Here is a 14158-nt window from a genome sequence, read left to right as displayed (position 1 = left end):
AAAGTGAACAATCGAACCAATGGAAGTCAGTAGTTCTTTCTTATTCATTGTTAATTACTGTTTTTAAAAGGAAAAGATCGTGAAAATACTTATTGCTATTAAACGTGTTATCGATCCTTATGTGAAGATAAGGGTAAAGCCAGATGGTAGTGGTGTTGTGACTGATAATGTAAAAATGGCCATGAACCCATTCTGTGAAATTGCTGTAGAAGAGGCGGTAAGGCTAAAAGAAGCGAATCAGGCCGAGGAAGTGATTGTAGTTTCAATAGGTGATTCCTCCTGCCAAGAGCAGCTACGAACAGCATTAGCCTTAGGAGCTGATAGAGCCATTCATGTGAATGCTGATAATAGTCTGGAGCCCTTGTGTGTGGCGAAGATTCTAAAAAAAATCATCGAACAGCAAGGCACCGATCTGGTGTTATTAGGTAAGCAGTCTATCGATTCCGACAATAATCAAGTGCCGCAAATGTTGGCTGCGTTAATGGCATGGCCACAAGCGACTTTTGCTTCCAAAGTAGTAGTAAAAGAGGAAAACATTGAAGTAACGCGAGAGGTGGATGGTGGCCTAGAAACTCTAGCATTGAAACTGCCCGCCATTGTGAGTACAGACTTGCGCCTTAATGAGCCCCGTTATGCGTCATTGCCAAATATTATGAAAGCGAAAAGGAAACCGATGGATGAAATTACGCCGGATTCATTAGGTGTTGAAATCAATGCTTCTCAGACTGTGTTAGAGGTTATGTCACCGCCTGTACGTAGTGGAGGAGAGCAGCTAGAGAGTGTGGCGAGCTTGGTTGAAAAGCTTGAACATCGTAACGTTCTGAAATAGGGGGCACTATGAAAACATTAGTTATCGCAGAGCATGACAATAACACGCTGTTGAGTGAAACCTTAAAAGTCGCTAAAGCCGCACAAAGCTTAGCAGGCGGTATTGATGTACTCGTTATTGGTAATGATTGCCAGAGCGTTGCTGCCCAATGTTCAGAGCTTAATGGCGTCGAGAGCGTAAAGCTGGTGGAGTCTCATGTTTATCAACATACGCTGGCTGAAAATTGGGCTTCAACCATTGTTGAGGTAGCAACGGAGTATAGCCATATTTTAATGAGTTCATCGACAACAGGAAAAAATATTTTACCAAGAGTCGCTGCGCTGTTAGATGTCGGTCAGCTATCTGATGTCATAGAAATTGTCTCTGAAGATACGGTTATTCGGCCTATTTATGCGGGTAATGCGTTAGCAAAAGTGCGCTCAAGCGACAGTATAAAGGTAATGACTATTCGAGCATCAGCGTTTGATGAGGCTGGTGGTCAGGAAGCGTGTAATATTGAAAAGGTTGGGCTTGAGTTAGCTTCTGACAACAGTGAATTTGTTGGTCAGGAGAAATCCAGATCAGATCGTCCTGAATTAGGCTCGGCAAAAGTGGTGGTATCGGGTGGTAGAGGCTTAGGCAGTGCAGAGCAATTTGCGTTGGTGGAAAAACTGGCTGATACACTTGGAGGAGCCATTGGCGCATCGCGTGCTGCGGTGGATGCAGGCTATGTTTCTAATGATCTTCAGGTGGGTCAAACGGGTAAAATTGTGGCACCTGATCTTTATATCGCCGTCGGCATTTCTGGTGCGATTCAACACATTGCGGGTATGAAAGAGTCTAAAGTGATTGTGGCGATTAATAGCGATCCTGAAGCACCGATTTTTGAGGTGGCAGACTATGGATTAGTTGGGGATTTATTTGAGATTTTACCTGAGTTGATCACTCAGTTAGAGGCGAGACCTTAAAACAGAAAACGGCCCGCGAATGCTGGGCCGTTTATCGTATTTGGTGCTTTCAGATTTAGAAAGAAAGGAAAATACCAGCGATGGTTGCACTCATTAGGTTTGCAAGCGTCGCCGCGAAAATGGCTTTCATGCCCAGTCGAGCGACATCTGGTCGACGGCTTGGTACAACGCCACCTAGTCCACCCATGAGCATGGCAATAGAGGTTAGGTTAGCAAAACCACAAAGGGCAAAAGTAACGATAGCTTGAGAATGTTCGCTGAGTTGCTCTTTCACGTTCATTAAATCAGCAAACGCTACAAATTCGTTTACGGCGATCTTTTTACCAATCAAGCTTGCAGCGACCGTCGCTTCAGACCATGGCACGCCAATTAACCAAGCAACAGGGGCAAAAATATAGCCAAAGAACAGTTCCAAGCTTAGATTTTCGATGCCAGTCCAGTTACCAATGTGGCCTAAGCCACCATTGATCAGAGCGATTAAACTGATAATAGCCAGTAAGCTAGCACCAACCGCCATTGCGATTTGCAGACCACTTAATGCGCCACGAGAGGCCGCATCAATGACATTCACTGGTGCGTCTTCTTCTTCGTCTTCCAGCTGTGATTCTTCTGTTAATGTTTCTGTTTGAGGGACTAAGATTTTTGCCATCATCAAACCAGCAGGTGCCGACATGAAACTTGCTGCAATGAGGTAGCTTAGTTCGACACCAAGGCCTGCGTAACCAACCATTGTACCGCCAGCAACAGAAGCTAAACCGCCTACCATTACCGCGAAAAGCTCAGAGCGGCTCATTTTGGCTAAGTACGGGCGTACTACTAAAGGTGCTTCTACAGAGCCAACAAAAATATTTGCAGTGGCAGACATGGATTCCGTGCGGCTTGTACCAAGTAAACGCTGTAGTAAGCCGCCAATACCACGAATAACTAAGCTCATGATGCCTAAGTAGTACAGTACGGAAATCAGTGCCGAGAAGAAAACAATAGTGGGTAGCACGTTAACCGCGAAGATGAAGCCAATTTTGAATTTAGCCAGATCACCGAATAAGAACTCAGAGCCAATTCGGCCGTAGTCAATTACACCGGAGACCGCGGTTGAAACAACGTTGAGCATGTCGCGCCCAACTGGCACATAAAGAATGAAACCAGCAAAAGCCAGCTGAATAGCAAAAGCGCCGCCAACAGCACGCCAGCTGATTGCACGACGATTTTCAGAAAATAAAATTGCAACCGCAAAAAGCGTGAAAATACCTAAGATGCTGACCAAATAATTCACGGCCATTCTCCATTGTGAGTTTGAGTAAACGATTGCGGCGGGAGTTTAACTGTTAAAAAAAGTGTGACAAGGTTCAAATTGTTACTCATATTTACACTTTATCTACACATGAGATAGTTTTTGATGGTTTTATCATCAAAGGTACTGAAATTGGCCTGATTAGCCACTATAGGGGATACTATTGTCATTTGTGGTGACAATTAAGTGGCTTTACGGTCTAGTTATTAGAATAAATCCTTGTCCCAATACGCGGGCTGACCAATGTGATCACGCACAAAATCAATAAATACATTGACTTTAGCAGGCAAGAATTTATGCCTAGGGTAAATGGCATACAGAGGTAAGTATTGATTTAAGTGCCAGTCGGGCATCAGTCGAATTAACTTTCCTTCGCGCAATTCATCGCGGAGCAAGTAGGTCGCGAGATAGCCAATCCCATTACCAGTTACGGTTGCATCTCGTATGGCATCAGCTGCATCAACACGGTAATTCCCTTTCACCTTCACTTTGATCTCTTCATCCCCTTTACTGAAACTCCAGCGGTTGTCTTTACGTTCGCGGCTGCAATAAGTAATGCAGTTATGTTGTGTTAGATCGTTTGGGTGATAGGGAATCCCATTTTTGGCTAAATAATCTGGGCTTGCTGCTAATACAAATTGGCAATCAGTTAGGTGTCGGGCAACAAAGCCTTCAGGAGGGGAGTCAATCATTCCAATCCATAAATCTAACTGCTCTGTAATGAGATCGACTTTATGATCAAATAGGCTCATTTCGAGATCGAGCTGAGGGTATTCTTCGTGGAATTTAGAGATGTATGGGCCAATGTGGTTCAGAGCGAAAGATTGGGCAACCCCAACACGTAGTGAGCCTTGTAGGTGATCCGCATCATGTTCTAATTCGCTTTCTGCTTCATGTATTTCGTCCACAATATTGGCGCAGTGTACAGCAAACTGACGGCCAGCTTCGGTTAAGGAAAAAGAGCGAGTCGTTCTCTGCACGAGCTGTACACCAAGGCGATGCTCTAATTGCTGAACAAGCTTGCTGACTTGGGTTCTTGAAATATTGAGTAGTTGGGCTGCGCGGGTGAAACTCTGTTGTTTCGTCAGAGTATTAAAAACCACCATTTGCTGGGCTTTTTTTAACATGAAAACCTTAAAATACAACCAAGATGATGTGAGTGTAGTTAAAATAAAAAAGACCTGTCACTGACAGGCCTAATTTGGTGGATTCTAACCGACACGTATTAAAAAGGCATCTCTAATTACATTTTGTGCGGTTTTATTGTCACTTTTTAGCCTGCAAACTCTCTACTAGGACTTTAATAAAACGTGCCGCTTCACCACCTGTACATGCTCTGTGATCGAAAGTGACCGAAATAGGTAAAGCTTTAATTTCGGTTACTTGATCTTTTATCATGACTAATTTAGAAATCATGCGCCCGACACCGACAATCGCCACTTGGGGAGCCGTTACCACAGGGGTTGCATACAGACCTGCAATCGCCCCAAAATTGGTTAGCGTGATGGTGGCATTTTGAAGCTGATCTCGACCGATTCTACGCTCCCGGATACCTGATACGGTTGTATCTAACCACTTGCGAACGTCTTTGGCAGAGTAGTCATTGGCATGGCGTAATACTGGCACATATAAACCGTGTTTACTGTCTACGGCGACACCAATATTCACGGCATTGTGGATACAACGAGTGAGGGTATCTGCATCAAACCATGCGTTAAGAGCGGGCTCTTTTTTACAGGCGTCTACAATGGCTTTTACGATTCGGCAAGTAACGTCTTCTCCTTTTTTCCATGAGCCAAGCTCAGCTTCTTCTGTAATGGTCACAGCAGCAATATCATGGTGGGATTGGGCCATAGATCCAGCCATTGTGCGGCGTGCACCCTTGAGAACCTCGGTGCCAGGGAGCTGTTTGTCACACTGGTTGTAGACATCTTGTTCTAAAATAGCGCCGTTTGGTCCAGAGCCTGTTATTTCATTAATATCCACACCGAGCTTTTGTGCTAAATTTCTGGCCGCAGGCATGGCCGTAATCAAATTCGTTTCTTGTGACATATGATTACCGCCAACCCAATACTCATCAATATTGACATCATGACTGGTGTTAGACACGTTACCGACGACCGTTGCTGCTTGTTCTTTCTTAGCTGACTGTGACGCTGTCACGCCATCTTCTATTTCAAGTAAAAGCGTCCCTATATTGAGAATGTCACCTTCTTCACCGTGACGTTTTGCAATGGTGCCATTACAGGGGGAGGGAACTTCAACGAGGGCCTTGGCGGTTTCAACGGTTAAAACGACTTGATCGACTTCGACTTTTGACCCAACTTCAATATGCCATTCCACGATTTCCGCGTCGGCTAAGCCTTCACCAAGATCTGGTAGCGTAAATAGTTTCATTATTTCCACCCCTCTATAAGTGTTTTACCCGCATTGACTATGTCGGTCTCGTTGATCAAGCAATGATCTTCGTTACGATAATAAGGCATGACAGTGTCATAACCCGTTACCCGCTTCGGTGGTGCTTTCAGTAAACATAAAGCTTCTTCAGAAACTCTTGCCAATATTTCAGCGCCTACACCGCAGGTTTTGCTGGCCTCATGCACGATGAGTAAACGCCCCGTTTTAGATAGTGATTTAAAGATGGTCTCCATATCTAATGGTTTAATGGTGGCCAAATCGATGACTTCTGCTTCTATACCAAGTTTAGATAAAGTGTGCGCGGCTTGTAAGGATTCCACGACACAAGCCCCCCAAGTGACTAAGGTAAGATCGCGACCTTTTCGAAGGGTAAAGCAGGTGTCTAAAGGCAGTGCTTCTCCGTTATTTTCGACATTGGATTTCACAGTGCGGTAAATGCGTTTAGGTTCGAAAAACATGACTGGATCGTTATTACGGATAGAAGCCAGGAGTAGGCCATAGGCACGTTGTGGGGATGATGGGATAACAACACGAAATCCGGGAGTATGCGCAAACAGAGCTTCTACACTTTCAGAGTGGTGCTCTGGAGCATGAATGCCGCCACCAAATGGGGCTCTGAAAACGGCAGGGCAGGTTAAGCGCCCGCGAGTTCTGTTACGCATTCGTGCGGCATGGCACATTAAATGTTCAAGGGCTGGAAAAACAAAACCTTGAAATTGGAATTCTGCAATGGGTCGTAGACCTTGGCTTGCCATGCCTACAGTGACACCACCGATAAGTGCTTCAGCAAGGGGCGTATCGATCACTCTTTTGAAGCCAAATTGCTCTTTTAATCCCACAGTTGCACGAAAAACGCCGCCGTTTTCTCCCACGTCTTCACCAAGCACGACTACGTTCGGATCATGTTCCATTTCATAGTGCAGAGCAAGATTGACCGCTTCTAGTAAGGTTAACTCAGCCATGTTGACCTCCTTTAGCCTGTTGCATGGCGCGGTTTATAATGTGATCGCGTTGCTCGTGTAGCTCTTGAGGCAAAGATTCGTAGAGGTAATCGAAAGCGGTTTCTGGTGGTTGGTTTAAGGTGGCTTGGTAATTTTCAACGGCTTGTTCTATTAAGCTTTTACAGTGATCATGCCATTGAACTTCTTGTTCTTCCGTCCACCAATTTTGGTTAATTAGGAAGGCTTTTAAGCGTTTTATTGGTTCATATTGCCATGCTTGTTGCAGCTCATCTTCACTGCGATAACGGCTGGCGTCATCGGCGGTGGTGTGATCGCTTAACCGATAACTGATGGCTTCAATAAGCGTTGGGCCTTTATCTTCTCGTGCTCTTTTCAAGCTGGAAAGTAAGGTGTCGAACATGGCAATAATGTCATTACCATCAACCACTATGCCCGGCATTCCAGCCCCTTTGGCTTTATCAGCAAGAAACTCAGCACCACACTGCAAGCTACGAGGAACAGAAATGGCCCACTGGTTGTTATTGATCACAAACACCAGGGGTAGCTGCCAAGCGCCGGCGCAGTTAATGGATTCTAAAAAATCACCCTTTGAGGTAGCGCCATCACCGCAAGTGACGATGGCTGCATTGTGTTCTGCTCGTAGCTTAATGGCAGACGCAACGCCGACAGCATGGGTACATTGAGTCGCAATGGGCACACAGAAAGGCAAATCTCGGCAAGGTGCGTCTTGATGATGGTAAAAATCACTGCCTCGCTCATCTCCTCCCCAATATTGAAGGTTTTTTTCCATACAGATCCCTCTAGCCCACATGGCTGGCATGTCACGGTAGTAGGGAATAAATACATCATCTTGTTTTAACGCTCTTCCTACCGCAATGCCAATGGCTTCTGCACCCATGTGGGAAGGGTAGGTACCTAGTTTTCCGGTTCGTTGTAAGGCTACGGCTTTTTTATCGTACATGCGGGTGAGCACCATATCGCGGTAGAAACCCTGCAATGTTGATTTGTCTGCCCAATCGGGTAATGGGCGGGTTTGCTCGCCATTTTCATCCAGGTAACGATGACATGGTATGGCCTGAATATTCATCTCAAGCTCCTTATGATGCCGTGCGTGAGATAGCAGCAGGGCAAAATGAATAAACACATAACATTGTTTTCACTACATTTAATAAGTGTAATCAAAATGTTAAAAAGTGCTGAAGATGGAAAATAAGCGCAATATGGATAGGATAAGAAATGCACTAAGAAGAGTAAGTATCCATTCGATAGATAGAGTTTATCTTACTAACATATTGATAAATATTAACTAAATAAATATTAGGTTCGAAGGGCAGTGAGGAAAAATAAATGATTCTAGCTTTAGCGGTTGGAATAAAGAGAGTGTTGATAACATTAACTGTAACGATTAATGAACACTGATATATAAGGTTAAAGTGGGTTTTTCTGTTAGATAAGAAACTACGACTCTTTATTCTGTTATTTTTTTGGTTTGAAGATAATAAAACTAACTATTACGTAAAGTAGACAGTGATTTTGATACAATGTGAATGAGCTCTGCGCCTCTATAGTTCAGAAGACGCAGAGCCGATGTTTAGGCGTGGCTTTCGAAACGTTCTGCTAAGTGATAGAACTCATCGACGTTTGTTTTGAGCTTCGCGCTTGAGTGTTCGACTTCATTTACTGCCTGTAGGTTCGTTTCCGATGTATCTGCAATTTGGCTGACACGATCACGGATCTCTAACGCCACTTCTTCTTGCTCTTTAGAAGATAAAGACACTTGCTCTGTTAGCTTCAGCACATCTTGCATGTTGCTTTCTACATCCATCATGCGGTCTAAGCTTTGTTGCGAACTGGTTAGGCTATGCTGCGTTGTGGTTTGGTTGCCATCAATTAAGGTCCGCCATTCATCGATGGTTTCTTTCATGCGATCCATGTTGTCTTGAATCTGTTCGGTGGCACTTTGTGTTCGTGATGACAAGCTACGAACTTCATCAGCAACCACTGCAAAACCACGACCATGCTCGCCAGCACGGGCGGCTTCAATGGCTGCGTTTAAAGCCAATAAGTTAGTTTGGTCTGCAATCCCACTGATTTCAGACATGGCCGCCGATACACTTTCCGTATCTTCAATCAGTTTGTTGGTCACTGAACTGGCTTGCTCTGTTTGCTGAACTAGGGCATCTAAACTTGTTTGGGTTTCAGTGAGGCTCTGGCGGCTTTCTTCACATTTAAGGCGTGTTTCACTGATCAGCTCATTGGTGATATTGGCATTGTCCGATACGGTTTGAGCCGATTGAGACATTTGGGTAATGGCAGATACCACATTGTGAATGTTGGCATTCTGCTCCGCAATAGAGTTATTTACGCGGGTTGCGGTATCACTTAAGTGATCGGATAAATCATGTAATGGCTCTGCTGCATCTGTCATTCTGCCCAGTACTGTGCGTATACGAGCACGCAGTAACTTTATATGAAAATCCACTGCGGAGTATTGATCGTTACCTGAAAAGATTAGTCGGCAAATACTGTCGTATTCATTGCTCAGCTGGCTGAGTTTACCTGGGGTAGTAAACAGCTCTTGTCTAAAAAACAAGCCTAATGCAACCATAGGAGCGAAAGTGAGCATACTGCTTAGTGAAAAGCCGTGAGTGAAGGTACTTACAATAGGTGCTGATAAAACAGCGGCCCCTAATAGAATGTATTTCAGTTCTTTGGGTAATGACAAAGAAGCGCCACCACCTGACCTTTCGTTTTTTAAAAGGGCTTTGTATGCTGCTGTTGCCACTTTCACGTAATTGGCTTTTGGCTTAACACGAACAGATTGGTAGCCGACCACACGGCCATGTTCGTAAATGGCAGTGACATAAGCATCCACCCAGTAGTATCTGCCATCTTTACATTTGTTTTTTACGATGCCACGCCAAGCATTGCCTTTTTTCAGGTGTTCCCATAAATCACCAAAAGCCGCTTTTGGCATGTCTGGATGACGAATAATATTATGGTTTTGGCCAAGCAATTCTTCTTCGGTATAGCCTGCGACTTGACAAAAAGCCTGGTTGCAGTAAGTAATTACACCGTTAAGATCCGTTGTTGAGACGAGTTGTTGTTCGGCAGAAAAAGTGACTTCTTGATTGACAGTCGCATTAGACTTCATAAGCACTGGGTATCAATCCTAAACTAAATGGGTAGATTATTTTAATAAGTAGCACGGATGCTTTGTGCTGGATATTACAGAAAATAGAAAACTATTAATAGATATCAGTGCTCGTATTTATTCTGTTTTGAGCGGTTACGAAGGTTTTTTGTGAAAAAATCTAATGGAACAAACGTAGATTCTGTGCATATGCGCTGATATTTTGGAATTAGTAAGGCTTTGATGTGGTAGTGGTTTCCACCGTGCTGTATTGGCTTGGATATGCGGATTAAGTCGTATATTTCACGTAATGTAAGGGAGAAATGCTTCTCAGGCATTATAGTATGTCGCGATACATTATTGGAGAGAATTCATGGAATTAGTTAAACCATCGTTAGATCTCGAATCTGCATTTGCCGATTTTTATGACGATTTTGCTCAAAAAGACGTAGAAAATGCTGAGTATTACTCGCCTGGCAAAAAGGATTTCCCATCATATGTTCAGCGATTATCCGATGAAGCGAAAGGCATTAACCTCCCTGAAGGTTATGTTCCCTGTAGCCACTTTTGGTTAGTTAATGATGAAAGTGTGATTATGGGGGCAATCCGTGTCCGACATAATATCGATAATGAATTTCTAACCTTAGAAGCGGGGCATATTGGTTATGACATCGCTCCATCACGCCGCAAAAAAGGTCATGGTAAACTATGCTCAAACTCGCTTTAACTAAAGCTAAAGAATTAGGCATTAAGAAAGCTTTGGTGACAGCAGATGAAGATAACCTTGCATCTCGTAAAGTCATTGAGGGTAATGGCGGTATGTTTGAGAATATCGTTATGGGTAAAGTCTTTCCTAATCCAATTGCAAGATATTGGGTCAGGTGCGAGTAGTGGTATAACAAAGTAATTAAGATAATATACTAAACTCGGCATTTTTGGTTTTAGAACTGGTGCCTAATTGACTACGCATTTAATTCTTTACACTTGCGTCGAATCGAGGCTGAAATCGATCCAGATAATATTTCATCAGGTAAGGCATTGGAGCGACTAGGGTTTGAAAAAGAAGGGCATTTGAAGCAGCGGTGGGAAATTAGTGGCGTTGTATCAGACTCTGCGATTTATGGGTTACTTGCTGACAATTAATAAAGCGAATAATGAATCGTTCAAGGCTAGTTTATAGCTTCGTCCTGCGTTAACTTTCTTAAAAAACGATAATTAAGGAAAGCAATAATGATTTCATATCGAAATATGACCCAAGAAGAGTTCATCGATTACAGAGCCTATTCAAATGAGTTTAGAGGCCAAGAGTTAGCTGACGCAAAACATGTCTCTTATATGGAGGGAATACAGTTAGCGAATACGGAATTTGATGAATGCTTGCCTATGGGGCTAAACACGGAAAACAATATTCTTCTTAGCTTTGAAGTAGAGCTTAATGGGATAACCCGTTTGCTTGGTTATTTTTGGTATCTGTTGAGCGAAAACTCTGCGTTTATTTATGATTTTCAGATCTTGCCCGAATACCAAGGAAAAGGTTATGGCAGCCAAGTGTTTCAGGCATTGAATCATTCATGGGCCGATAGTGGCATAGATCAGGTTGAATTATTGGTTGCATACGATAATGAGCGTGCATTCAAGCTTTATAAGGAACTGGGTTTTAAAGCGACAGGCATTAACATGGCGAAACGAACAAAAAATTAATCAGGTCATCAAGGTGACTCGTTACACTTGGCGAGTTTAATATTGGGATACTTTTTATAGGCGTTAGCTTAATACAATAACATTCGTGGGAATGTATACGATCTAATTATGATAAAAGAAAATATAAAGAAAGAAATTCTTAGAAGAATTAAAAATGCTGAAAAAGAGCACAATGTAAAAGTTTTATATGCAATAGAGTCAGGTAGTAGGGCTTGGGGGTTTGAATCTCCAAATAGTGACTATGATGTAAGATTTATATATGCCCACCCTAAAGATTGGTATTTATCTGTTGATTTGGAGTTAAAACGTGATGTTATTGAGTACGAGATAGTAGATGAAATAGATATTAATGGGTGGGATGTAAGAAAAGCATTACAGCTATTTAGGAAATCTAACCCTGCAATTGTTGAGTGGCTTCAGTCACCTATTGTGTATGTCGATGATAATGTTTTTGCTCAAGGTGCAAGAAAACTCTTGGGCGATGTTTACTCTGTAGAAAAAGGAATCTATCACTACAGGAGTATGGCTAAAACAAATTACAGAGGTTATCTCAAAGGTAAAAATGTACCACTTAAAAAATACTTCTATGTTCTGCGTCCTTTACTGTCAATAATGTGGCTGGAGAAATACCAAGAACCAGCTCCAATTGAGTTTGATACATTGCGCTCATTAATAGCCACTGGGACAGATTTAGATATAGTAATCTCTGATTTACTAGAGCGGAAAAAGAAGAGCTTAGAAAAAGAGTTTGTATCTGCTATACCTGAGCTTAACTTTTTCATAGAAACTGAACTAAATCGTTTAGAAAATTATAACGATTCTCCTGCGCTGGATAGATCGTACATAGAATCGCTAAATTCACTTTTACGTGACAGCGTAATTTAACAAGGACGTTATGATTTTTCGGTGCGGTTAGTTTTTATTCATCAGAGATGATGTTGAAGCTCACCCTATTGAAAATAATTTATCCGGTTATTGTTACTCTGGGCTTGGAGGAAATATGGATATTCAAAAAGTTGTACCGACAGACTTAGATACAGTGGCAAGCCTTGTTTCAGAAGTGTCAAAGATAGATATATTCCCACTGCTTAATGCACAAGGGAAGGAAGAGTTTAGTGAGCGAGTTATTCCTGACTTGTGCCTTACATTTAATGGTGAAAACTGCTTAGCGATAAAAGCTGTTTCAGGTGGTAGATTGCTTGGTTTTGCTGCGTTGCGCGATGGTAATTATTTAACGCATCTCTTTATATCGAAGGAAGCTCAAGGTGCTGGCTTAGGTCGTGAGTTACTTAATCATTTATTAGGCTCAACTGACGCTAGTGAAATCAGCTTGCGTTCGGCGGTCAATTCGGTGAGCTTCTATAGTCATCATGGTTTTGTCACCACAGGCGATGAAGCTGAATTTAATGGGATTCGATTTGTACCAATGTCGTTAGTACGAACACACTTGGCTCGATGAGGTGCCTTGTGAAGCCAGTGTTGAAGAGGAAGTAGCCAGCCTGAAAGGTCTTCAAGCTGGCTGAAGTAGGGGGGCTACTTATTTAACGTGGCAAGCAAAACCTTTTAGGTAGAAACCTTCTGGGTAGGCGCTGTCAATTGGGTGATCAGCGGCTTGTTCAAAGCGCTCGATAAATTGCACGGTGCGGTTAGCATCTAACGCGGCATCGGCAATGATTTTTTGGAATAAATTCTGTTCCATTAAACCAGAGCAAGAATAGGTTAATAGCGTTCCACCAGGTTTTAAGATCTGCATGGCCAGCATGTTGATGTCTTTGTAGCCACGGCATGCACCGTTTAGTTGAGCTTTAGACTCGGCAAATTTTGGTGGATCCATGATAACAACATCAAACTTGGTGCCATTTTCACGGTATTCACGCAATAGTTTAAATACATCAGCATTTAGGAACTCAGCTTTAGACACATCAAAGCCGTTAATTTCTGCGTTGTTTTTCGCATTGTCTAAAGCCAGTTGCGAAACATCAGCATTAACTACTTTGGCTGCACCACCTTTTAGGGCATATAAACCAAAACCACCTGTGTAAGAGAAGCAGTTTAGTACTGACTTATCTTTTACGTATTTTGCTGCACGCTCACGGCTATCACGTTGATCTAAGTAGAAACCAGTTTTATGGCCGTTGACGATATCTACGCTGATTTTCACACCGTTTTCTTCGATAACAACCGACTCTGGTGGCTCTTCACCATGTAATACGCCAGTGCGTTCTTCTAAGCCTTCTTTTTTACGAACAGACACATCTGAGCGTTCGTAAATATTACAATCTGGGTAGCAGGCTTTTAGGGCTTCAACTAAGTTGTCTTTTTGTGCTTCAGCACCCGCACTTAGCAGCTGACAAACAAAAAAGTTTTGGTAACGGTCAATCGTAATGCCTGGTAAACCATCAGATTCAGCGGCAATAAGGCGGTAGCCTGTTAACCCATCACGCTCAGCAAGTACATCTCGCAGTGCTTGAGCTTGGTTTAATTTATTGATGAAGAACTGTGTATCAACCGCTTCTTTCTTTTTGAAAGTCCATACACGAGCACGGATTTGTGATTGTGGAGAATAAGCACCACGGGCTAGCCATTGACCTTGGTGATCATAGATTTCAACCGTGTCACCCAGACCTGGTTTACCTTCAACTTTTTGAATACCACGAGAAAAAATCCAAGGGTGGCGACGACGAAGGGCTTTATCACGGCCTTTGACTAGATAAATAGAAGCGGTCATTAAATGCTCTTTTTATAAGAAATTAAGGTGCGTATTTTCTGTGATGATGATCAGAAAAGCAATTTGTATTGAAGATAAAATGAATAAAGTCAGTAGGGGGGGGAAGAGCAGCCTAAATGTTCAAGTGTATTAGGCTGCTTGTGTTTTTC

Annotated in this window: 12 protein-coding genes and 2 pseudogenes; 7 read left to right on the top strand and 7 right to left on the bottom strand. The window is 42.8% G+C overall.

Annotated elements, in window-relative coordinates:
* Positions 1-79: 79 nt before the first annotated feature.
* Positions 80-829: an electron transfer flavoprotein subunit beta/FixA family protein gene (locus MHO82_RS12595; RefSeq protein WP_239184302.1), complete on the top strand. Its 750-nt coding sequence runs from the start codon at positions 80-82 to the stop codon at positions 827-829.
* Between the two features lie 8 nt (positions 830-837).
* Complete coding sequence (locus MHO82_RS12590) at positions 838-1776, top strand: FAD-binding protein (RefSeq protein WP_239184301.1); 939 nt, start codon at positions 838-840, stop codon at positions 1774-1776.
* A 55-nt stretch (positions 1777-1831) separates the two neighbouring features.
* Here MHO82_RS12590 and MHO82_RS12585 read toward each other — a convergent pair whose 3' ends face one another.
* The 6 genes from MHO82_RS12585 to MHO82_RS12560 form a co-directional block, all read right to left on the bottom strand.
* Entirely contained in the window at positions 1832-3049 is a 1218-nt protein-coding gene (locus MHO82_RS12585) for a NupC/NupG family nucleoside CNT transporter (RefSeq protein WP_239184300.1), read from the bottom strand.
* 224 nt (positions 3050-3273) lie between these two features.
* A complete protein-coding gene (locus MHO82_RS12580; RefSeq protein ID WP_239184299.1) occupies positions 3274-4194 on the bottom strand; it encodes a LysR family transcriptional regulator in 921 nt (306 codons plus the stop codon).
* A 139-nt stretch (positions 4195-4333) separates the two neighbouring features.
* Entirely contained in the window at positions 4334-5464 is a 1131-nt protein-coding gene (locus tag MHO82_RS12575) for a dihydrolipoamide acetyltransferase family protein (protein WP_239184298.1), read from the bottom strand.
* The gene (locus MHO82_RS12570) at positions 5464-6447 is read right to left on the bottom strand and encodes an alpha-ketoacid dehydrogenase subunit beta (protein WP_239184297.1); all 984 of its coding nucleotides are present in this window, start codon (positions 6445-6447) and stop codon (positions 5464-5466) included. The genes MHO82_RS12575 and MHO82_RS12570 overlap by 1 nt, the downstream gene beginning before the upstream one ends.
* Positions 6440-7534: a pyruvate dehydrogenase (acetyl-transferring) E1 component subunit alpha gene (gene pdhA, locus MHO82_RS12565; protein WP_239184296.1), complete on the bottom strand. Its 1095-nt coding sequence runs from the start codon at positions 7532-7534 to the stop codon at positions 6440-6442. The genes MHO82_RS12570 and pdhA overlap by 8 nt, the downstream gene beginning before the upstream one ends.
* Before the next feature lie 504 nt (positions 7535-8038).
* On the bottom strand, positions 8039-9601 hold the full coding sequence (locus MHO82_RS12560) for a PAS domain-containing methyl-accepting chemotaxis protein (RefSeq protein ID WP_239184407.1): 1563 nt from the start codon (positions 9599-9601) through the stop codon (positions 8039-8041).
* A 352-nt stretch (positions 9602-9953) separates the two neighbouring features.
* Here MHO82_RS12560 and MHO82_RS12555 point away from each other — a divergent pair.
* The 5 genes and pseudogenes from MHO82_RS12555 to MHO82_RS12535 all read left to right on the top strand — a co-directional run bounded on the left by MHO82_RS12555 (position 9954) and on the right by MHO82_RS12535 (position 12740).
* A pseudogene (locus tag MHO82_RS12555) lies at positions 9954-10471 on the top strand (GNAT family N-acetyltransferase).
* Between the two features lie 63 nt (positions 10472-10534).
* Positions 10535-10723 (top strand): annotated as a pseudogene (locus tag MHO82_RS12550) (GNAT family protein); the annotation flags it as partial.
* An 87-nt stretch (positions 10724-10810) separates the two neighbouring features.
* Positions 10811-11281, top strand: coding sequence for a GNAT family N-acetyltransferase (locus tag MHO82_RS12545; protein ID WP_239184295.1), 471 nt, complete (start codon positions 10811-10813; stop codon positions 11279-11281).
* A 108-nt stretch (positions 11282-11389) separates the two neighbouring features.
* Positions 11390-12166 carry a nucleotidyltransferase domain-containing protein gene (locus MHO82_RS12540; RefSeq protein WP_239184294.1) on the top strand — a complete coding sequence of 259 codons (777 nt, stop codon included), beginning with the start codon at positions 11390-11392 and terminating at the stop codon, positions 12164-12166.
* A gap of 115 nt (positions 12167-12281) precedes the next feature.
* Positions 12282-12740 carry a GNAT family N-acetyltransferase gene (locus MHO82_RS12535; RefSeq protein ID WP_239184293.1) on the top strand — a complete coding sequence of 153 codons (459 nt, stop codon included), beginning with the start codon at positions 12282-12284 and terminating at the stop codon, positions 12738-12740.
* A gap of 78 nt (positions 12741-12818) precedes the next feature.
* Here MHO82_RS12535 and MHO82_RS12530 read toward each other — a convergent pair whose 3' ends face one another.
* Positions 12819-14009 (bottom strand): class I SAM-dependent methyltransferase, encoded by a 1191-nt coding sequence (locus MHO82_RS12530; RefSeq protein ID WP_239184292.1) that lies wholly within the window; start codon positions 14007-14009, stop codon positions 12819-12821.
* Between the last annotated feature and the right edge of the window lie 149 nt (positions 14010-14158).

The sequence above is a fragment of the Vibrio sp. Of7-15 genome, assembly GCF_022347565.1.
GTDB lineage: Bacteria > Pseudomonadota > Gammaproteobacteria > Enterobacterales > Vibrionaceae > NORP241.
The sequence above is the reverse complement of the archived record's forward strand: the minus strand, read 5'-3'. Positions and strand labels throughout refer to the sequence as shown.